Source organism: Variovorax sp. W2I14, from assembly GCF_050435205.1.
GTDB classification, from domain to species: domain Bacteria; phylum Pseudomonadota; class Gammaproteobacteria; order Burkholderiales; family Burkholderiaceae_C; genus Variovorax; species Variovorax paradoxus_C.
Map to the genome: position 1 here is coordinate 552,652 of NZ_JBNDJX010000001.1, position 21,058 is coordinate 573,709.

General features: G+C 67.3%; 17 protein-coding genes. 3 read left to right on the forward strand and 14 right to left on the reverse strand.

Going from position 1 to position 21,058, the window contains the following annotated elements:
* Window positions 1–54 precede the first annotated feature (54 nt).
* The 3 genes from eutC to eat are packed head-to-tail and all read right to left on the reverse strand — an operon-like array spanning window position 55 to window position 3,727.
* On the reverse strand, window positions 55–840 hold the full coding sequence (gene eutC / locus QF040_RS02665) for an ethanolamine ammonia-lyase subunit EutC (RefSeq protein WP_429609720.1): 786 nt from the start codon (window positions 838–840) through the stop codon (window positions 55–57).
* 55 nt (window positions 841–895) lie between these two features.
* Window positions 896–2,290: an ethanolamine ammonia-lyase subunit EutB gene (locus QF040_RS02670; protein ID WP_429609721.1), complete on the reverse strand. Its 1,395-nt coding sequence runs from the start codon at window positions 2,288–2,290 to the stop codon at window positions 896–898.
* Window positions 2,291–2,305: 15 nt separating this feature from the next.
* On the reverse strand, window positions 2,306–3,727 hold the full coding sequence (eat, locus tag QF040_RS02675; RefSeq protein ID WP_429609722.1) for an ethanolamine permease: 1,422 nt from the start codon (window positions 3,725–3,727) through the stop codon (window positions 2,306–2,308).
* Window positions 3,728–3,872: 145 nt separating this feature from the next.
* Between eat and QF040_RS02680 the strand changes: the two genes are divergently transcribed.
* Window positions 3,873–4,283, forward strand: coding sequence for an FKBP-type peptidyl-prolyl cis-trans isomerase (locus tag QF040_RS02680; protein ID WP_429609723.1), 411 nt, complete (start codon window positions 3,873–3,875; stop codon window positions 4,281–4,283).
* 4 nt (window positions 4,284–4,287) lie between these two features.
* On the opposite strand, the gene QF040_RS02685 is transcribed toward QF040_RS02680, so the two are convergent.
* The 11 genes from QF040_RS02685 to QF040_RS02735 form a co-directional block, all read right to left on the reverse strand.
* Window positions 4,288–5,043, reverse strand: a complete 756-nt coding sequence (locus QF040_RS02685; RefSeq protein ID WP_429609724.1) for a glucose 1-dehydrogenase — start codon at window positions 5,041–5,043, stop codon at window positions 4,288–4,290.
* A gap of 247 nt (window positions 5,044–5,290) precedes the next feature.
* Window positions 5,291–6,889 (reverse strand): glucan biosynthesis protein, encoded by a 1,599-nt coding sequence (locus QF040_RS02690; RefSeq protein ID WP_429609725.1) that lies wholly within the window; start codon window positions 6,887–6,889, stop codon window positions 5,291–5,293.
* Between the two features lie 168 nt (window positions 6,890–7,057).
* Window positions 7,058–7,909: a class I SAM-dependent methyltransferase gene (locus QF040_RS02695; protein ID WP_429609726.1), complete on the reverse strand. Its 852-nt coding sequence runs from the start codon at window positions 7,907–7,909 to the stop codon at window positions 7,058–7,060.
* A 106-nt stretch (window positions 7,910–8,015) separates the two neighbouring features.
* On the reverse strand, window positions 8,016–9,365 hold the full coding sequence (locus tag QF040_RS02700) for a carbohydrate porin (protein ID WP_429609727.1): 1,350 nt from the start codon (window positions 9,363–9,365) through the stop codon (window positions 8,016–8,018).
* 128 nt (window positions 9,366–9,493) lie between these two features.
* Window positions 9,494–10,336 carry a 5-deoxy-glucuronate isomerase gene (iolB, locus tag QF040_RS02705; protein ID WP_429609728.1) on the reverse strand — a complete coding sequence of 281 codons (843 nt, stop codon included), beginning with the start codon at window positions 10,334–10,336 and terminating at the stop codon, window positions 9,494–9,496.
* 1 nt (window position 10,337) lies between these two features.
* Window positions 10,338–11,264, reverse strand: coding sequence for a myo-inosose-2 dehydratase (gene iolE / locus QF040_RS02710; RefSeq protein ID WP_429609729.1), 927 nt, complete (start codon window positions 11,262–11,264; stop codon window positions 10,338–10,340).
* Window positions 11,265–11,288: 24 nt separating this feature from the next.
* A complete protein-coding gene (iolD, locus tag QF040_RS02715; protein ID WP_429609730.1) occupies window positions 11,289–13,151 on the reverse strand; it encodes a 3D-(3,5/4)-trihydroxycyclohexane-1,2-dione acylhydrolase (decyclizing) in 1,863 nt (620 codons plus the stop codon).
* 70 nt (window positions 13,152–13,221) lie between these two features.
* Complete coding sequence (locus tag QF040_RS02720) at window positions 13,222–15,165, reverse strand: bifunctional 5-dehydro-2-deoxygluconokinase/5-dehydro-2-deoxyphosphogluconate aldolase (RefSeq protein WP_429609731.1); 1,944 nt, start codon at window positions 15,163–15,165, stop codon at window positions 13,222–13,224.
* Between the two features lie 59 nt (window positions 15,166–15,224).
* Entirely contained in the window at window positions 15,225–16,238 is a 1,014-nt protein-coding gene (locus QF040_RS02725; protein WP_429609732.1) for an ABC transporter permease, read from the reverse strand.
* Window positions 16,239–16,283: 45 nt separating this feature from the next.
* Window positions 16,284–17,840: a sugar ABC transporter ATP-binding protein gene (locus tag QF040_RS02730; protein WP_429609734.1), complete on the reverse strand. Its 1,557-nt coding sequence runs from the start codon at window positions 17,838–17,840 to the stop codon at window positions 16,284–16,286.
* A complete protein-coding gene (locus QF040_RS02735; RefSeq protein WP_429609735.1) occupies window positions 17,837–18,820 on the reverse strand; it encodes a sugar ABC transporter substrate-binding protein in 984 nt (327 codons plus the stop codon). The genes QF040_RS02730 and QF040_RS02735 overlap by 4 nt, the downstream gene beginning before the upstream one ends.
* 158 nt (window positions 18,821–18,978) lie before the next feature.
* Between QF040_RS02735 and iolG the strand changes: the two genes are divergently transcribed.
* Window positions 18,979–19,983 carry an inositol 2-dehydrogenase gene (gene iolG / locus QF040_RS02740; RefSeq protein WP_429609736.1) on the forward strand — a complete coding sequence of 335 codons (1,005 nt, stop codon included), beginning with the start codon at window positions 18,979–18,981 and terminating at the stop codon, window positions 19,981–19,983.
* A 13-nt stretch (window positions 19,984–19,996) separates the two neighbouring features.
* Window positions 19,997–21,034 (forward strand): Gfo/Idh/MocA family oxidoreductase, encoded by a 1,038-nt coding sequence (locus tag QF040_RS02745; protein ID WP_429609737.1) that lies wholly within the window; start codon window positions 19,997–19,999, stop codon window positions 21,032–21,034.
* Window positions 21,035–21,058: the final 24 nt, after the last annotated feature.

The following is a 21,058-nucleotide window of genomic DNA, read 5'->3' on the forward strand; positions in this document are numbered from 1 at the left end:
TAAACGGCTTAAGAGTCATTTTATTGCGTATTCATCGTTAAGGGAAGGGCGGCCTTATCCGGGCAGGCCCGGTCGTCGCGCATCGCGCTGCTCCAGCACCGCAAGATCGCTCTCGTCCTTGAGCGCCACGCCGGTCAGCCCCCGTCGCAGCGATTCGCGCATCAGCCACGCCAGCTTGAACGCGGCGGCTTCGTAGGGCAGGCCTTCGGGCCGCACGTTGGAGATGCAGTTGCGTGCCGCATCGTTCAGCCCGCGCTTGGGCGAATGGGTCAGGTAGATGCCGAGGCTGTCGGGCGAACTCAGGCCCGGCCGCTCGCCGATCAGCATCACCGAGAGCATCGCGCCGAACAGCTCGCCCACCTCGTCGGCCAGTGCCACGCGCGCCTGCGTGGCGATGACCACGGGCGAGAAGCGCGTGTCGGCCGGCAACTGCGAGCGCAGCGCGGCGAGCAGCGGCGCGGCATGGCGCGCGACCGCGAGCGATGAAAGCCCATCGCCGATGACGACGCAGACATCGCAGCCGTAGCGCCCGATGGCGCGCAGGCGGCCGTCGTCCTCCTCATCGAGCTGGCGGCCGAGGTCGGGGCGGCGGAGATACGTGGTGCGGTCCGCCGCACGGCTGCGGGCGCGGGCGACTTCCCAATGTTGTGCGCTCAGCGTGGCTTCGAGCGCATCGACATCGAGCGCCGCATGGATTGCATCGCGCGCCATCGCGTGCGCCCAGCCGAAGCGCAGCGTCTCGTCGGTCGGCATGCCGGCGCCGGCGCGCCCGAGTGCGAGGCGTGCGGGTGTGGCCGAGCGCCATTGCGCCCAGGGGTTCGGTGTGACGGCATCGCTCATGGATTGACCTGCGTGCTTCGCACTGCGGCATTCGCCTTGGGAGCGGCCCGGCGGCTCATGACGTAAGCGCCTTGAGCCCGCTCATGTCAGCCAGCAGGCGGTTGGAAGAGGGCGGCGCAAGCTGCCCCGCCGCATCGGTGATCTGCATGCGCTGCAGCCACGCCTCGAACTCGGGCGCGCGCTTGAGGCCCAGCGTCTGGCGCAGGAACAGCGCGTCATGGAACGAGGTGCTCTGGTAGTTGAGCATCACGTCGTCCGCCCCCGGAATGCCCATGATGAAGTTGATGCCCGCGGTGCCCAGCAGCACGAGCAGGGTGTCCATGTCGTCCTGGTCGGCCTCGGCATGGTTCGTGTAGCAGATGTCGCAACCGATGGGCAGGCCGAGCAGCTTGCCGCAGAAGTGATCTTCCAGGCCCGCGCGGATGATCTGCTTGCCGTCGTACAGGTACTCCGGCCCGATGAAGCCGACCACCGTGTTGATGAGAAAGGGCTTGTAGCGCCGCGCCAGCGCATAGGCGCGCACCTCGCAGGTCTGCTGGTCGACCCCGAAGTTGGCGTTGGCCGAGAGGGCGCTGCCCTGGCCCGTCTCGAAGTACATGACGTTGTCGCCGACGGTGCCGCGCTTCAATGCGAGCGCCGCGGCATAGGCCTCGTCGAGCAGTTCGGGCGTCACGCCGAACGAGAGGTTCGCCTTCTCGGTGCCCGCGATCGACTGGAACACCAGGTCCACCGGCGCGCCCGCTTCGGCAAGCTTGAGCGTGTTCGTCACATGCGTGAGCACGCAGCTTTGCGTGGGAATCTCGAAGCGCTGGATCACCTCGTCCAGCATGTGCAGCAGCTGGCCCAGCACCGGCATGCTGTCGGAGGCCGGGTTGAGGCCGATCACCGCATCGCCCGCACCGTAGAGCAGGCCGTCGAGCGTGGACGCGGCCACGCCGCGCAGGTCGTCGGTCGGGTGATTGGGCTGCAGCCGCACCGACAGATGCCCCGGCAGCCCGATGGTGTTGCGAAACCGCGTGACCACGCTGCACTTCTTGGCAACAGACACCAGGTCCTGGTTGCGCATGAGCTTGGACACGGCCGCGACCATCTCGGGCGTGAGGCCGGGCGCGAGCGCGGTGAGCGTGGCGGTCGTGGCTTCGTCCGACAGCAGCCAGTTGCGGAAGTCGCCGACCGTGAGGTGCGACACCGGCGCGAAAGCCTGTGCATCGTGGCCGTCGATGATGAGCCGCGTGATGTTGTCGCTCTCGTAGGGAATGAGCGCTTCGGTCAGGAACTGCTTGAGCGGCGTCTCGGCCAGCACATGGCGCGCGGCCATGCGCTGCTGCGCGGTGGCGGCGCCCACGCCCGCGAGGTAGTCGCCCGAGCGCGCGGGGCTGGCAAAGGCCATGACCTGCTTCAGGTCGTCGAAGCTGAAGACCTGTTCTGCGATGGTGGTGCGGTAGCGCATCGTTCAGGCGAGGGCTCAGGCGTTGGTGGCGGTGGAAGACAGCATCTCGTCGGGCGCCGCCGCCTTGCGCTGCGAGGAGGTCAGAAGGAAGTAGCCGTAGGCCGCCGCCATCAGCACCAGGAACAGCACCGTCAGCATGAGGTTGAACCACACCATCGCACCCAGGCACACCACGCCCAGGCCGAGCGCGATCGCGGGGAACACAGGGTAGAAGGGCGCGCGGTAGGTGCGCAGCAGGTTCGGTTCGCTCCTGCGCAGCTTGAAGAGCGCGGCCATCGAGATGAGGTACATCACGATCGCGCCGAGCACCGCCATCGTCACGATGTTGGCGGTGAGCGTTTGCCCGCCGAACTGCACCCACTCGTCGCTGAAGATCGCGATCACGCCGATGACGCCGCCGGCCAGCAGGGCGCGGTGGGGCGTGTTGAAGCGCGGGCTCAGGCCCGCGAAGTAGGCCGGCAGATAACCGGCGCGTGCCAACGCGAAGATCTGCCGCGAGTAGCCCATGATGATTCCGTGGAAGGACGCGATGAGCCCGAAGAGCCCGATCCACACCAGCATGTGCAGCCAGCCGCTGTTGTCGCCCACCACCGCCTTCATGGCCTGCGGCAGCGGGTCGTTGATGTTGGCGAGCTTGCGCCAGTCGCCCACGCCGCCCGCGAAGATCATCACGCCGAAGGCCAGCACCACCAGCGTGACGATGCCCGTGGTGTAGGCGATGGGAATGGTGCGGTGCGGATCGCGCGCCTCTTCGGCCGCCATGGCCGCGCCTTCGATGGCGAGAAAGAACCAGATCGCGAACGGAATCGACGCGAAGATGCCCGAGATCGCCGCGCCATTGAGCACGTTGCCGCCGGCCCAGCCGTTGGCCACGAAGTTGGCCAGCGTCCACCCCGGCGTGACCACGCCCATGAACACCAGCAGCTCGAAGATGGCGAGCACCGTCACGAAGAGCTCGAAAGCCGCCGCGATGCCCACGCCGACCCAGTTGAGCGCGATGAAGATCACATAGGCCCCGAGCGCGAACCACTTCGGGTTGATGCCCGGAAACTGCACATTGAGGTAGGCGCCGATGGCCAGCGCGATGGCCGGCGGCGCGAAGACGAATTCGACCAGCGTGGCAAAGCCCGCCACGAAGCCGCCGTTGGGACCGAACGCGCGCCGCGCATAGGCGAAGGGCCCGCCTGCATGCGGAATGGCCGTGGAGAGTTCGGTGAAGCTGAAGATGAAGGTGGTGTACATCGTGGCCACCAGCAGCGTGGCGACCAGGAAGCCGAGCGTGCCGGCGGTGTTCCAGCCGTAGCTCCAACCAAAGTACTCACCGGAGATGACGAGGCCCACTGCGATGCCCCACAGCTGGATGGGGCCGAGTACCTTTTTCAGATGACCCGTGCCCTGGGCAGTCGATGCGACCGGGGCGGCTTCGGTGGAGTGCATGGAGGCTTCCTCTCTTCGTGAATGTTGACAGTGCGCATTCAGCAAAGCAAGGGTCGTTCCACTACGTACATCGCGCTACATCGACGGGAGCCGGCAGGACATGGCGCTGGCCATAATCAGGGCCTTTCAATCCCCGAGGTGTTTCGTGAAGTCTTATCTCTGTGCCGCTCTCGTGTCCGTCTTCGCCATTCCCGCAGCGTTCGCGCAATCCGCGCCCGTGACCACGCCCAGCGGCCTCATTTATCAGTCGCTCAAGGAAGGCACCGGCGCTTCGCCCGCGGCCACCGACACGGTCAAGGTGCACTACCGCGGCACCTTCCCCGACACCGGCAAGGAATTCGACAGCTCCTACAAGCGCGGCGAACCCACCGAGTTCCCGCTCAACGGCGTGATCCCATGCTGGACCGAAGGCGTGCAGAAGATGAAGCCGGGCGGCAAGGCCAAGCTGACCTGCCCGCCGTCGATTGCCTACGGTTCGCGCGGCGCGGGCGGCGTGATTCCGCCGAACGCCACGCTGAACTTCGAAGTCGAGCTGGTGTCGGTCGCCAAGCGCTGATCGACTAGATCTGCGCCATGCCGCCGTCGACAAACAGCTCCGTGCCGTTCACGAAGCTGCTGTCGTCGGAGGCGAGGAACACCACCGCCTTGGCGATTTCGTCGGGCGTGCCGACCCGGCCCAGTGGAATGTTCTGTGCCTGCCCTTCGATGAAGCCCTTCACCTGTTCCGGCGTGAGGCCCAGCAGCTCATAGGCCGGGGTCGGCACCACGCCGGGGCTGACCGCGTTGACGCGGATGCCGGCATCCTTCAGGTCCACTGCCCAGCCGCGCGCGAAGCTGCGCACCGCCGCCTTGGTGGCGCTGTAGACGCTGAAGGCCGGGTTGCCCTTGATGCTGGTGATGGATGCGTTGAGAACGATCGATGAACCCTTGGCCATCAGCGGCAGTGCCTTCTGCACCGTGAAGAGCAGGCCGCGCACGTTGGTGCCGAAGGTCTTGTCGAAGTGCTCTTCGGTGATCTGGCCCAGCGGCAAGAGGCTGCCACCACCGGCGTTGGCGAACAGCACATCGAGCCGGCCTTTCTGTTCCTTGATGGTGGCGTAGAGCTTGTCGAGGTCGGCGAGTTTCGAGACATCGCCGAGCACGCCGGTCACGTTGCGGCCGATGGTTTTCACGGCCGCGTCGAGTTCCGCCTGGCGGCGGCCCGTGATGAATACGTGGGCGCCTTCGGCCACGAAGCGCTGCGCCGTGGCCAGGCCGATGCCGCTGGTGCCGCCGGTGACGAGGGCGATCTTGTCGTTGAGCTTGGGTTGGGACATGGCTTCTTCCTTGGGGTTTGCTGCACGGCAGCGTTGACGAGGGAAGCGAGTTTGGGTGCGAACCCGGCCGGTACCAAGATGCCTCGAGAGACTTGTCTATTTCCAATTCACCAACAATCCGGCGATGGGCAGCGTCACTGCCATGCGTGCCTTCGCCCGGGTGAGCTGCGCGTGTTGGTGGATGGGCGGTGGAGCGCTTCGCGTCCCACAACCCACGCCTAACGCACGCGTGGCGCGCTGAAGAAGTTCAACCCGGCTGGTATTGGTACAGCCAGGTCTCCGTCAACGTCTGGTCGCCGTTCTTCAGGTAGAGCCGCATGTCGATCGGCTCCGTGCCTTCGGGCGTGAAGTCGAACTGCGCACGCCAGTGGCCGGGCACGCCATTGGGAACGGCTTCTGCGAACACATACGAGAACTTGCCGCGCGGCGCCGTCAGCACCAGTTCGGGCTTCACGCCGAAGGGCACGGTGGTGAGCGGCTGGCCGATGAACTCGACCATGAACTTGCGCACGCCCTGCGGCCGCGGCTGGCCCGGTTGGCCGCCACGTCCGATGCGCGTGGCCACGCAGCGCGCGAGCGGCGAGGGAAAGGGCTCCTGGTCGGTCCAGTGCAGCCGGTATTGCAGGCTGTAGCTCGCGCCGGCCTTGGCATCGGCCTTGGGCACCCAGAAGGCGACGACGTTGTCGTGGATCTCGTCGTCGGTCGGAATCTCGATGAGCTGCACCGAGCCTTCGCCCCAGTCGCCCAGCGGCTCGATCCAGAGGCTCGGGCGCTTCTCGTAGCCCACGCCGTCCTGGTAGTGATCGAACGAACGGTCGCGCTGCAAGAGGCCGAAGCCGCGCGGCTTGGTATCGGCGAAAGCGGAAGCGCGGGTCTGTGTCGGGTTGTTGAGCGGGCGCCAGATGCGCTCGCCCGCGCCGTTCCAGATCGCAAGGCCGTCGGAGTCGTGCACCTCGGGGCGCCAGTCGATGGCGGTGGGCTTGATGGTCTCGGAGTACCAGTACATCGAGGTGAGCGGCACGAGGCCCAGGCGCGCCACGTCGCGGCGAAGGAACATGCGTGAATCGATGTCCATGATCACCGCCTTGCCGCGCTGCATCACGAACTTGAAGACGCCGGTGACGCTCGGTCCTTCGAGGAGGGCGTAGACCGTCATCGAGGTGGTGTTGTTCGCGGCCGGCGTCTCGAAATAGAAGCGGGTGAAGGTGGGGAATTCCTCGGGCTTGCCGGGCACCGCCACGTCGAGCGCGAGGCCGCGTGCCGACAGGCCGTACTGGTACAGCTCGCCGATCGCGCGGAAGTACGAAGCGCCGAGAAAGGCGACCCAGTCGTTCTTCTGCCAGTCGAGCTTGCCCTGGTCGCCCAGGCGGCTTTCCTGCAGGCGAAAGCCCGCGAAGCCCGCACCGGGCGGCAGCGCGCGCGCGGGGCTGTCCGGTGGCATCGAGAAGTAGTCGGGGCTGTAGAGCACCTCGCGTGCGAAGGCATCGCCGTCGGAGTTCTCCAGCACGTGCATGCGCACCGGTGTCTGGAAGAAGCGGCCGAGGTGAAAGAAGGTGACGGGGAATGCGCCAGGGCCTTCGCGGAAGAGGGCGTTGGCGGGGTCGAACTTGATCTTGCCGTGGGCGTCGTAGTCGATCTTCTCGAGCACGTCGGGTGCGAGCGGCGCCGCGGCGACGTAGGGCTGCGCGGCGAGGCGCTTGGCCTGTGCGACGAGCCGGTCGAACGAGAAGGGCGACGGCTGGCTCAGTTGCAGGCCGTTGGCGGCCAGCGCCTCTTCGGGCAGTCCAAGGGCGGCGAGTGCGGCGGCGGCACCACCTGCGGCAAGGAAGGATCGGCGATCAAGCATGTGTTTCTTGAGGGTTTCGAATCTTTGGGAAGGGGGAGGCGGAGCGATGCGCAAAGGATTTTGCGCGATGAAGACACTCGGTAGCTTGCCGCATGGCACTGGACGACCGCGTCAGCCAATCCGCGCAACGCAGGCCGGACAAAGCCGGCGATTGGGAAAATTGTGCGTTTATGTATCGGCCACTTCGATCGGGTCCACGGCGCTCAACGCATACACCGCATAGAGCGGCACGCCGAAGACCATCCTGAACATCGGGCCGAGCACCGTGTAGGCGAGGCCCAGGCCCTCCATCACGCGGTAGGTGCCGTCCAGACGCAGGCGCGGATGCGGTTCGGTCAGGTCGGCGGGGCGGCGAAGGCCCCAGAGAAATTCGGCACCCGTCGGCCGCACCGAGGGATGGTTGCGGGCGCGGCCGGTGGCGATCCAGCACATCGCATCGAAGGCCAGCACCGAGCCCGGGGGGGCTCGCTCGCCGAAAGTGGCGAGCACCGCCTGCACCGTGTCGGGCTTCAGGTACATGAGCACGCCTTCGGTGAAGAGGAAGACGGGCTGTGCTTTTCGCTTTTTCGGCAGGCCGAGTTGGTCCCACCAGTCGGGTGAGGTCAGGTCGAGTTCGCGCACGTCGTGGCGCGGATGGGTCTCGGGAATCAGCTCGCGGCGCAGCGCGAGCACTTCGGGGAGGTCGGCATCGGTCATGTGCGACTTGTCGTCGTCCAGCCACTGGAAGTAGTGGCTGAGGCCGCAGCCCATGTTCACCACGCGGGCGCCGGGATGCCGCTTCAGAAAATCCTGCGCGAGGCTGCGAAAGCGCCGGGTGCGCGCGAGGATGCCGTAGATGGTCGCCCGGTCTTCGGGCAGGGCATGGCCGTCGTCGCGGATCTTCTCGAGGATGGCCGCGGCGTAGGCGTCGCGCACGGCCACCTGCGGAAAGATGGCATCGCCGGATGCGCGCGCGGCCAGGGGAATGCGCAAGGTGGAAGGGACGGCCGACAGGCGCTGTGCGAGCTTGCTGGTCGTCATGGATGCGGGAGCGGGGTCATGCGCAAAGTCTGGCGGCTCCCGCACGCCCGGGCAAGTCAGTCTTTCGTTCAGCCTGCGGGGTCGGCGCGCGGCCTCCCTCCCACCATCACTCCCACCAGGCTTCCATCTGGATGCCGAAGGTCGTTGCGTGTCTCCGGCCATCGGCCCCGAAGCTGCTGGTGTTCGCATCGCCCGCCGCCTTGTTCCAGCTGGCGCGCGTGGCGTAGATGCGGAACTCGGGCCGGGTCCAGAAATCGGTGTTCGGCGAGAACGCCACCGCGATCGTGCCCTTGTTCAGCGTCTGGCGCGGCTGGTCGTCGGTGCTGCGGCGCGTGGTCGAGAGCTCGGCCAAAAGCTTCGTGTACTTGGCGATGCCGTAGGAGACGCGCCCGCCCAGCGAGAAGTCCTTGGTCTCCGGGCCGTTGTCCGGACGCGTGGTCTGGTAGCCGACGAGGCCCTGGCCGCCGAAGCGCCCAAACTGGAAATCCACCGAATCCAGAATGCGCCGCTGCTTGGCGCCCGCCTGCGGCGTGATCACCGTGCGCTCCACCAGCGGGGCGAAGAGCAGTGTGTTCTCCAGCCCGAAGCCCGGCGGCAGCAACAGGCCCGTGGTCGTGGTGCTGTTGTCCAGGTTGTAGAACTTGCCGCTGAGGGAGGCATGGCCCGTCGATGCCTGCACGATGAAGGTGTTGTTCAGGCCCGGCAGCAGGTTCTTCTGGATGTGCATGAGCCCCAGCGCGCCGCCATCGCGGCCCTTGGCGAAGTCGCCCGAGATCAGGCCACCGGTCACCGTCAGCTTGCCGCCCGGGTTCGTCGGAATGTCGCGCCACTGCACATTGATGCGCTTGGCGTTGTTGGGGTTGCCGCTCTTGTTGTCCACCGAGTCGGCGGTGTGCAAGGCCACGTTCAGCCGGCCGATGCCCCAGAGCGGAACGTCGTCGATGCCTGCGCCGTAGTTGTCGCCGTCTTCCACCACCCACTTGTCCACGATGTGCACGTCCTGCACGCGGTGGTAGCGCTGGCCGGCCCAGAGGGTGGCGGCGTTGCCGAAGATGCCGGTCAGGGAGAAGTACGCCTGCGCGGTGCCGCTCTTGCCGTTGTAGACGGTGGGCATGTAGAACACGCCCCACTGGATGCCCTCGCCCATGTCGAAGCGCTTGCCGATGCCGAACTCCAGGTAGTTGTCGCCTTCATTGCCCAGGCGGTACTTCTGCAGGTCGCCGCCGAGCGAATAGCCGCCCTTGAGATTGCCCTTGCCGGTGCTGTAGAAGCCGCCGCGGCCGTAGCCCCAGAACTCCAGGCCGGTGGCGTCGTTGATCTTCTTGACGAACTCCTTGGTGGGGTCCTTGGCTTCGGCCTGCGGGGGCTCCTCGGTTTGCTGGGCTTGCGCCTGGATGCAGAGGCTGGCCGACAGCATCAGGACGGCGGCAGACAGGCGGTTCGGTTTTGTTCTCATGAAAGTCTCCTCGGTTCTTCGGTGGTGGGTGGAAGGGAAGTCGCACGATGTCTTCAGGCAAAGGCATCCCCCCACCGGCCGTTGGGCCGGTGTCGATCGATGCAGTTGCAGAAGGGGAGGGGCGGACGCTAGCTGCGCTTGGCGGCCAGCCGGTCCTGCATGTCCGGCTGCAGCATCCACTCGTGCGCCGGATCGTTCTTGAACACCCAGTAACGGCCGGGGCCGGCCATCACGTTGAGGTAGTAGAGGTCGTAGCCGTGCGGCGCGACCACCGGGTGATAGCCGCGCGGCACCATCACCGTGTCGTGGTTCTCCACGGCCATGGATTCATCGAGGCTGCGGTCGTCGGTGTAGACGCGCTGGAAGGCGAAGCCCTGCGGCGGGTTCAGCCGGTGGTAGTAGGTTTCCTCGAGCAGCGTTTCCTCGGGCAGCGCGTCGCGGTCGTGCTTGTGCGGCGGATAGCTGGAAGCGTTGCCCGCCGGCGTGATCACCTCCACCACCAGGAGGTGCGCAGCGCGCGGATCGTCGTGCGGCAGGATGTCGCAGACATGGCGCGTGTTGCTGCCTTTGCCGCGCACCGAGCGCTTCATCGCGCCGGAGTCGATCACGACCGCTTCGCGCTTCTGGCTGCCGGCCGGCGCGGTGCACAGCGCCACCTCGGCATCGCGACTCGCGTCGATGCCGACGGCGGCGTGGCCCGGCACATACACAGCCGCGGGCGAGACGGGATCGAACACGCTGTTGCGCGTGCCCAGTTGCGTGTAGCGCTGCCCGTCCACCTCGATGTCGACCGTGCCGGTCAGCACCACCAGGCAGAGTTCGCGGTCTCCGGTGGCAAGGAATTCGGTCTCGCCCTTTTTCAGGCGCAGCACCTTGAAGCCGACGTGCGCCCAGCCGGCGCGCTCGGGCGTCACTTCGACCACGGTGCGACCTTCGGCCGCGGCTTTCACGAGGAGGGCGCTGAGTGCCATGTCAGAGCACCTCCGCCTGCGCGGCGCCGATCCTGTCGACGATGCCGCGCAGGGTTTCGTAGCCCTTCTTCGCGTACGCATAGCTGGGCGCGACGGCGGGGTCCTGCTCGGCCTCGACCACGAGCCAACCTTCGTAGCCGGCCTCGTGCAGCGCCGAGAGCACCGCCTCGAAATCGAGATCGCCATCGCCCGGCACGGTGAAGGTGCCGTTGAGCACGCCATCGAGGAACGACAGGCTCTCGTTGCGCGTCTGGCGGATCACGCCGGCGCGCACGTCCTTGCAATGCACATGCGCGACGCGGCCGACGTGCTTGCGCAGCAGCGCCGCCGGATCGCCCGCGCCACCGTAGTAGGCATGGCCGGTGTCGAACAGCAGCGACACGCAGGCCGGATCGGTGAGGGCCATCAGCGTGTCGACGTCCTGCGGCGATTCGACATACGCACCCATGTGATGGTGATAGGCCAGCGTGATGCCGTACTTCGCCTTCAGGTGCTCGCCGAATGCGTTCAGGCGCGCGGCATAGGCGGCCCACTGCGCTTCGCCCGCAAAGCGCGGGCGCTTCGAGAGCGGCGTGTCCATGCGGCCCTGGATGGAGCCGGCGACCTCGCCGTAGACCACGACCTTGCAGCCGTTGAAGCGCAGCTTTTCCATGTGGGCGGCGCAGCGGTCGATCTCGGCATCGACCGTGTCTTCGGCCAGGTGGCCCGAATACCAGCCCGAGACGCAGGCCAGCCCGTACTCGGCCAGCGTGGCCTTCAGCGCCGCGGGCTCGCTCGGAAACTTGTTGCCCAGCTCGAAGCCGGCGTAGCCGATCTCGGCGCCTTCGCGCAGTGCGGTGGACAGCGGCGTGGCGGCGCCGAGCGCGGGCAGGTCGTCGTTCATCCACGACAGGGGGTTGATGCCGATGCGGACGTTCCAGGTATTCATGGTGTGTTTTTCTCCCGTGGGAATTCAGAAAAGTTTTTGATCGTGCTTGGCGGCTTCGTAGCGCGCGCGGGCTTCGTTGACTTCGGCGCGCGCCGAGACCTCGGGAATCGCCACCTCCCACCAGCAGCCGCCGTCGGCGGTGGTGCGTTCGGCGGTGGTGTCGATCACGATCACCTGCGTGCCGCTGGCGGCGCGTGCCGCGTGAAGCGACTTGCGAAGCTCGGCGATGTCTTCCACATGCACCGCCTGTGCGCCCATGCTGCGCGCATGCCCCGCGAAGTCGATGGCCGAGGCGTTGCCGCCTTCGGGAATGCAGTCGTCCAGCATGTTGTTGAACTGCGGCGATCCGCTTGCGCGCTGCAGCCGGTGGATGCAGCCGTAGCCCCGGTTGTCGAGCACCACGACGATGAGCTTGCGGCCCAGCAGCACCGAGGTGGCGATCTCCGAATTCATCATCATGTAGGAGCCGTCGCCCACCATGACGATCACTTCTTTTTCCGGCCGCGCGAGCTTCACGCCCAGGCCGCCGGCGATCTCGTAGCCCATGGTGGAGTAGCCGTACTCCATGTGATAGCCACCGGGCGCGCCCGCGCGCCAGAGCTTGTGCAGCTCGGCGGGCAGCGTGCCCGCGGCGCACACGACGATGTCGTTGGCCGGCGAATCGGCCGCCGAGTCGCGCACCGCGCCGATCACCTCGGCGTCGTAGGGCAGCTCGCCCTGCGGTGCGCTCGTGGTCAGCTCGGTCACGCGCGTCACCCAGCCGGCCGCGAGGTCGCGGGCGCGCGCCGTCCATTGCGGCGCGGCCTGCCAGCCGGCCAGCGCGGCCTGCAGCTGTTCGAGGCCCGCGCGTGCATCGGCCACGAGCGAAGTGCAGCCGCGCTTGGTGGCGTCGAAGGCCTGCACGTTCAGGCCCAGCATCGGCACGTGGCCCAGCAGGCTGTTCGAGCCGGTGGTGAAGTCCTGAAGCCGGGTGCCGACGGCGAACACCAGGTCGGCCTCGCGCGCCAGGGCGTTGGCGGCCGGCGAACCGGTGACACCGATGGCGCCGGGGTTGAGTGGATGGTCCCAGGGCATGCTGCCCTTGCCGGCCTGGCTCTCGGCCACGGGTATGCCGTGCGTTTCGGCGAAGGCGCGCAGTGCATCCCAGGCCTGGCTGTAGAGCACGCCGCCGCCGACGACGATCAGCGGCCGCTGTGCCGCGCGCAGGAGGTGGGTGGCGCGCGCCAGTTCGGCGCGATCAGGCGGCAGGCGCCTGAAGCGGAGGGTTTCGGGGTGCAGGAAGTGCTCGGGGCAGTCGAAGGCTTCGGTCTGCACGTCCTGCGGCAGCGCCAGGCACACGGGGCCGGAACTGGCCGGATCGATCATGGTCTGGATCGCGCGCGGCAGGGCCCTGAGGATCTGCTCCGGCCGCAGGATGCGATCGAAGTAGCGCGTGACCGGGCGCAGGCAATCGTTGACGCTCAGGTCGCCGTGCGAAAAATCTTCGAGCTGCTGCAGCACCGGGTCCGGCGCACGCGAGGCGAAAACGTCGCCGGGCAGCAGCAGCACCGGCAGGCGATTGACATGGGCCAGCGCGGCAGCGGTGACGAGGTTGGTCGCGCCGGGGCCGATGGAGGTCGTGACCGCCATGATCCGCTGGCGGAACTGCGCCTTGGCATAGGCCACGGCGGCGTTGGCCATGCCTTGTTCGTTGTGCGCGCGCAGGGTCGGCAGTGCGTGGCGTTCGGCTGCGAGCGCTTCGCCCAGCCCGGCAACGTTGCCGTGCCCGAAGATCGAGAACACGCCACCGACATAGGGCGCGAGCGTGCCGTCGGCCATTTCGACTCGCAGCGCGGACAGGTGGCGCACCAGCGCCTGTGCCATGGTGATGCGTTGGGTGTTTTTCATTCCGGTTGATCTCGTTCTTGCTCCCTCTCGCTCTGGGAGAGGGGACAACAGGCAGGAGCGCGTTGTTGCGTCATGAATGCGATCCGTCCCATGCCTCGACCAGCTCGGCAAAGTTGCCCGCCACTTCCTTCACCAGCGCGTCGTCGTCGATCTCCTGCCGCAGCCACCGCAGGCCCGGCGCGATCCACAGCGTGCGGCCGATCATGAAGCCCTTGACGATCGGGTTGGTGGCCTCGGCAAAACCGCGCACCAACTGTGCGAGCGGCTGGTTGAGCCCGAGGATCACCACGCCGCGGCATTGCGGATCGCGCTCGGCGACCAGTTGTGCGAGCCGGTCCCAGGCGGCCGGGGCCATGGGCGAGAGCTTCCACCACTCGGGCCTGAAGCCCAGGTTGTAGAGCCGCTCGATGGAGCGCAGCACAACCGTGTCGCGCGCGGCGTCGGTGTCTTCGGCGGGCAGCTTGTCGGCGGGCGGAATCAGCTCGAGCAGCAGATCGTGGCCGCTCGCACGCGTGGCCTCCCACAGCTCGCCGATTCGGGTTTCTTGCTCCAGCCGCAGCGGGGCCGGATCGTCGGGGTGGTAGTAGACGAGGCACTTGACCGTCTGCTCGATGGGCCACTGCGCCAGTTGCGAGCCGATGGACAGCGTGCCGTCGAAACGCAGTGGGCGCGAGAGCGGCAGCTCCACCGGCCGTCCGACCCACCAGCCGCGCCCGGTGGCGGCGGAGAGCGCGTCGCTGCCGTAGCTGCCATCGATCAGCACGCCGACGCGGCCCTGCAGCGCATGGCTTTGCTCCACACGCGCGGTGGCCTCGACCAGCAATTGCTTGAGCCGCGGCAGGCGGCATTCATCGGTGCCCGCTTCGCGCGCCAGGTCGGCGAACTGGGCGCGGTGGTCGAAGGCCAGCACGGCCGGCGACGGCCACTGCTTGCGCGCGGGCGTGGTCCGGTGCAGGTGGGCCAGTTGCGCATCGGCATCGACCTTCGGGTTGCGGCTGCCGCCGAACCAGTGGTCCAGCTCGGCCGGGGTCGGCATCGCGGCCGAGCAGGCGTGGCGCGAGACGACGATCGCGCCGCAGGCATTCGCCAGCCGCGCGGCTTCTTCGAAGCCTTGGCCTCGCAGCAGACCGGTGAGCAGCCCGGCGGCGAAAGCATCGCCCGCGCCGAGCACGTTGAGCACCTCGACGCGTTCGCCGACGACGGTGGGCGCGTCTTCGATGCGCTCGGGCACGGCGCCGGGAATGAAGCAGCAGCCGGCCGCGCCGAGCTTGACCACCATGGCCGCCTTCGTCACGCCGCGCACCGCCCGCAGCGAGGCCATCAGGTCGCCGGGCACGCCGCCGGCGATGAAGAACTCTTCCTCCGTGCCGATCAGCAAGTCGAAGCGCGGCAGCATGGCTTGCAGCCGCTCGGTCACCGCGGCATCGGGAATGAAGCGGTTGGCGCCTTCGCCGCGCTTGGTGAGGCCCCACAGCACGGGGCGGTAGTCGATGTCGAGCACGCGAAGCACGCCGTGCCTGGCCGCATGGTCGAGCGCGGCGACGGAGGCGGCCTGCACCGTCGGCGTGCTCAGGTGCGTGCCGGTGATCAGCAGGGCGCGGCATTGCGCGATGAAGTCGCCGTCGATCTGTGCGGCGTCCAGCGCCATGTCGGCGCAGTTCTCGCGGTAGAAGAGCAGGGGGAAGGTGTCGCGGTCCTTGATGCCGAGCAGCACCAGCGCGGTGAGGCGCTGCGCATCGACCTGGACCTGCGATACATCGCAGCCCTCGCGCTGCAGCGCCTCGACCAGGAAGCGGCCCATCTGCTCGTCGCCCACGCGCGAGACCATGGCGGCGCGCAGGCCCAGGCGCGCCGCGCCGAAGGCGATGTTGGCGGACGAGCCGCCCAGGTAGCGCGAGAAGCTGGTGGCGTCTTCGAGCCGGCTGCCGATCTGCTGTGCGTACAGGTCGACCGCGAGCCGGCCGAGGCATGCCAGGTCGTGGCGGCGTCCTGCGGGAATCTTCAGTGTGTGCATGCGTTCTTTTCTGAGGTTGTCTGTCTGACTGTTTGTCTGACTTGTTTGTCTGTTGCCGTTCAGTGCTTGCCGCTGCGGCGGGACTTGGCGTAGGTGTCGAAGGCGACCGCGATGACGATGATCACGCCGATCACCACCTGCTGGTAATACGCGGACACGTTCAGCATCACCAGCCCGTTGAGCAGCACGCCCAGCAGGATCGATCCGATGATCGTGCCGCCCACGCCGCCCAGTCCGCCGAAGAGGCTGGTGCCGCCGATGACCACGGCCGCGATCACCCGCAGCTCGTAGGAGATGCCGGCCACCGCCTCGGCGGAGCCCAGCCGCGCCGCCAGCAGGAAGCCGCTGAGGCCGGCCAGAAGGCCCACCACCACGTACACGCTGACGACGATGCGATTGACGTCCAGGCCCGAGAGACGGGCCGCTTCGGGGTTGCCGCCTACGGCGTAGATGGCGCGCCCGTAGCGCGAATAGCGCAGCGTGATGTAGCCGGCCGCCGAGACCAGCGCGAAGGCGATCACCGGCACCGGAATGCCCAGCACGTCGCCGCGTCCCCACCAGCGAAAGCCTTCGTCGAAGCCGCTGATCGGTCCGCCGTCGTTCAGGATCAGTGTGGCGCCGCGCCAGATCGTCATGCCGCCCAGCGTGACGATGAAGGGCGGCACGTTGAGCTTGGTGATGGTCTTGCCCTGCAGGTAGCCCGCCGCCGTGCCGACCGCGCAGGCGATGACCAGCGCCGCGAGCCAGCTCACCGGGAAGGTGTCGCCCAGCATCACCACGACCGAGGCCGCGCACATGGCCGAGAAGGCCAGCAGCGAACCGACGGCCAGGTCGACGCCGCCCGTGAGGATCACGCAGGTCATGCCGACCGCGATGATTCCGTAGATCGACACCTCGGTGAGGATGTTGGAGATGTTGCGCATCGAGATGAAGCGCGGGTTCTGCGAGGCGAAGAGCACGATCAGCAGCACGAGGAACAGCAGCACGCCGTACTTCTCGAGAAAGCCGACGAGGTCGTACTTGCGTTCCTTGGGCTCTTTGGGATTGGGCGCCGTGGCGGCGGTGGATGTCATTGTTTTCTCTCCTTGATCGGGTTCATTGCGGGGCTCGCTGGGAGTTCATGCCGCCAGGGCCAGCTCGGCCTCGGAGCGCCGGGCGCCCAGGGCCATGAGGTTCATCAGCTGTTCCTCGGTCGCCTCGCTGCCCGGCGTGGAGCCGGTGATGACGCCGTTCATGAAGGTCACGATGCGGTCGCTCACGGCCATGACTTCGGGGAGCTCGGACGAGATGACGATCACCGCCACGCCTTGCGCAGCCATGTCGAACAGCACCTGGTGCACCTCGGCCTTGGCGCCGACGTCGATGCCGCGCGTGGGCTCGTCCACGATCAGCACCTTGGGGTTCAGCGCCATGCAGCGCGCGAGCAGCACCTTCTGCTGGTTGCCGCCCGACAGGGTGCCGATGCTCACCTTGTCGCTGGACATCTTGATCGAGAGCTTGCGGCGGTACTCCTCGATCATCCGGGTCTCGGCCGCCTCGTCGACGAACCAGCCCATCTTGCTGAGGCGCCCGAGGCTGGGCAGCGTCATGTTGTGGCGGATCGAGTGCGAGAGAAAACAGCCTTGCTGCTTGCGGTCTTCGGGCACGAGCACGATGCCGGCGTCGATGCCGTCTCGCGGCGAGCGCAGCACCACCTGCTTGTTGAGCACGCGCACCGTGCCGCTGTCGCAAGGGTCGGCGCCGAAGATGACGCGTGCCATCTCCGTGCGGCCCGCGCCGACGAGTCCGGCGAAGCCGACGATCTCGCCCGCGTGCACATGGACCGACATGTCCGACAGCGCCGTCGCGCTGGTGCCCGAGACGGCCTTCAGCCGGCTCACGCCCTCGACCTTGAGCACCACCTCGCCAAGCACGCTGGATGTTTGCCGCTTCACGCCCACCACTTCGCGCCCGACCATGTGGCGTACCAGGTCGTTCACGGTGGCGTCGGCCACGGCGCCGGTCGTCACATAGCGGCCGTCGCGAAACACCGTGAAGCGGTCGCAGATGGCCTTGACCTCATTGAGCTTGTGCGAGACGTAGATGATGCCCAGGCCCCGCGATTTCAGGTCGCGGACGATGTCCAGCAACTGGTCGACCTCGCGCCCACTCAGTGCGGCGGTCGGCTCGTCCATCACGATCAGCCGCGCCTTGACGGTCATGGCCTTGGCGATCTCCACCATCTGCTGCTTCGCGACGCTCAAGGAGCGCACCTCGTCGCGCGGATCGAGGTCGATGCCCAGGTCGCGAATCACCTTGCCCGCGTCTTCGTACAGCCGCGACCAGTGGATCAGCCCGTGGCGCAGGGGCTCCCGGCCGATGTACATGTTCTCGGCCACCGACAGCGCCGGCAGCAGGTTGAACTCCTGGTAGATCGTGACGATGCCGGTGCGCTGGCGCAGCATCGGCGGGTCGGCGGGCGAGAGGGCGCGGCCCTCGAATTCGATCGTGCCTTCGTCGGCCGGCTGCGCACCCGCCAGGATCTTCAGCAGCGTCGACTTGCCCGCGCCGTTCTCGCCGAGCAGCGCATGCACTTCGCCTGCGACCACATCGAGCTGCACCCCGTCCAGCGCCTTGACGCCGGGAAAGGATTTGCGGATGCCCCTCGCCCTGAGCAGGTGGTGGTCGGTGGTCACTTGAGCTCGCCGGCCCGCGCCGCGTCGGAGATGTTGCCCTTGGTGATGAGGATCGGCTCGATGCCGACCGACTTGATCTCGGTCTTGTTGCGGATGTTGCCCACCAGGAGTTGCAGCGCCGTGCGGATCTGCCTGCCGGGGCTTTGCTCGACGGTGACTGCCATCTCGCCGTCGCGCACCTTCTTCAGCGCATCGGGCGATGCGTCGTAGCCCAGCACCTTGATGCCCTCTTTCGCGAGGCCGGCCGACTGGATCGCCTCCACGGCGCCGAGCGCCATGTCGTCGTTGGCCGAGAGGATCACCTGCGGCGGATTGCCCGCCAGCGAGGTGAGGATGTTCTGCGTGACCGTCAGCCCCTGGTCGCGCGCCCAGTTGGCGGTTTGCTCGGCGACGATCTTGTACTTGGGGCCTGCCTTGGTGAAGGCGTCGTGCACGCCCTTGGCGCGATCGATGCCCGAGCTGCTGCCGGGCTGGCCGGTCAGGAAGACGATGTTGGCGCCGTCGGGGAAGTTCTTCACCACCCACTCAGCCATCATGCGGCCGCCCGCCACGTTGTCGGCGCCGACGTGGGGAATGGGGCTCTTCGCGCTGTCGACGCGGCGGTCCACCGTCACGACCGGGATCTTGTCGGCGAGCACTTCGTTGAGCGCGGGCGTCATTGCCCGGGCGTCGGTCGGCGCAATGATGATGCCGTCCACGCCCTGCGTGATGGCCACTGAAACATCGGAGCTTTGCTTGGGCGAACTCGCCTGGCCGTCCACCACGCTGAGCTTGACCTTCAGCTTCTTCGCCTCGTCCTGCAGTTCGCGGTTCATGAACACGAAGAACGGTTCGGCCATGTTGTGAAAGAGCGCGGCGACGCGTTCGTTGTCCGCCATTGCGGGCGAAGCGTGCAGTGCGAGCGATGCGGTGGCCAGCGTCGCCGCGGCGTAGAGGGCCTTGCCCAGATGCGTTCGGGATGTTCGGAATGTGCGGGTCATGAGATGTCTCCTTGTTTGCTGGAGGCGATCTTAGAAAAGCAGAATCCGTATTGCAAATGTTTTTCTATTTATTTCATAAGTGGAAACCCTGTTCTATTTCAGGTGAGGCTTCCAGACAATGAGGCTCCGCATCACTCGTTCTCTCTACCTCCGTGACCATGAAACAAGTTGCCGTCTTCGGCGCCGGCCGCATCGGCCAGATCCACGCTTCCAACCTTGCCGCGCTGCCTGGCGTGCAGTTGCGCTATATCAGCGATCCGGCATCGCAGAGCGCGGCGTCTCTCGCGCAGGCGCTCGGCGCGCAGGCGGCATCGATCGAGCAGGCGCTCGCCGATCCGGCAGTCGACGCCGTCGTCATCGCCTCGCCGACCACCACGCACAGCGACCTGATCGTTCGTGCAGCGCAGGCCGGCAAGCACATCTTTTGCGAGAAGCCGGTGGACCTGTCGGTGGCGCGCGCCGAGGCCTGCGCGGCGGCGGTGCGGCAGGCCGGCGTGGCTTGCATGATCGGGTTCCAGCGCCGTTTCGATCCCACCTTCAATGCGCTCAAGTCGCGCCTGGACGATGGCGAGATCGGCGTGCCCGAAGTGCTGATCGTCACCAGCCGCGACCCCGGTGCTCCGCCGGTCGAATACCTGCAGCAGTCGGGCGGCATCTTTCGCGACATGCTGATCCACGACTTCGACGTGTTCCGCTGGCTCCTGGCCGACGACGGCCGCGACGAAGCCGTGTGGCTGAGCGCCACCGGCTCGTGCCTCACCGATCCGGCCATTGCCGGGGCAGGGGACATCGACACGGCCATCGTGAGCATCCGAACGCGCTCTGGCCGGCTGTGCCAGATCAACACCTCGCGGCGCGCGGCGTACGGCTACGACCAGCGCTTCGAGGTGCTGGGTTCGAAAGGCCTGCTGGCGGCTGGGAACCACCGGCCGACAGAAGTCGTGTGCGTGGATGCCACCGGCGTGAAGACCGACAACCCCGAGGCCTTCTTCCTGGAGCGTTATCGCGCCGCGTACCGGCTTGAGCTGGCGCACTTCTTCGAACGGCTGCAAAGCGGCGGCGCGTTCCGCACTTCGGTGCACGACGGCGTGGCCGCGCAGAAACTGGCCGATGCGGCAGCGCTGTCTTTCGAGCGCGGCCAGCCCGTGACCTTCGAAGCATGACCGGAGCACTTGGATGAGCGACACCACCTCCCGCACACCCCCGCTTCGCATCGGCATCGCCGGCCTCGGCCGGCTCGGACGCCGCCATGCCGAGAACCTCGCCTTCCGCATCCGCAACGCACGTCTGGTCTGGGCCTGCAGCCCCGTTCCTTCGGAGCTCGAAGAAGCTCGCACCGAACTGGACATCGAGCAGACCACGAGCGACTTCGACCGCATGATCCACGCGCCGGACGTCGATGCGATCGTGCTCGTCACGCCCACCGCCCTGCATGCGCAGCAGACCATCGCGGCGCTCGAGGCGGGCAAGCACGTCTTCGTGGAGAAGCCGCTGGCGCTGGACGTGGCCGACTGCGAGCGCGTCGAAGCCGTGGCCGCGCGCCATCCGGACCGCGTGGCGATGGTCGGTTTCGTGCGCCGCTTCGACGCCAGCTACCGCCGTGCGCACGACGACATGCGCCAGGGCGCAATCGGCCGGCCCTTTCTCGTGCGCTCGCAGACCTGCGACATGAACGACCCCTCGGGCTTCTTCGTGCGGTACGCGGCGCAGTCCGGCGGCATCTTCATGGATTGCAGCGTCCACGACATCGACCTGGCGCGCTGGATGCTCGGCAACCCGCGCGCGGTGCGCGCCTTCGCCACCGGCACCATCGCCATGCATCCCGGCCTCGCCGAGCATGCGGACGTGGACAACGGCCTGGCCATGGTGGACTTCGAAGGCGGCGGGCGCGCGGTGTTCTATGCCTCGCGCACCTTCGCGCACGGCCACGAGACGCAGACCGAAGTCATCGGCACTGGCGGCAAGCTCCTGATCGGCCACGGCGCCGAGCGCGACCGCGTGGTCACCAGCGACAGCCACGGCGTGCGGCATGCCTCGACGGCCGATTTCTTCGAGCGCTTCGGCGATGCCTTCGTGCACGAGATGAACGCCTTCGTCGCCGCCTGCCGCGGCGAAGCGGCGCTGGACCTGACGCTGTCGGATGCCACCGAGGCCACGCGCATCGGCCTGGCGATCACCCGGTCGCTGCGCAGCGGCCAGGTCGAGATGCTTTGAACGCGAAAGACAGGCCACGGGCGG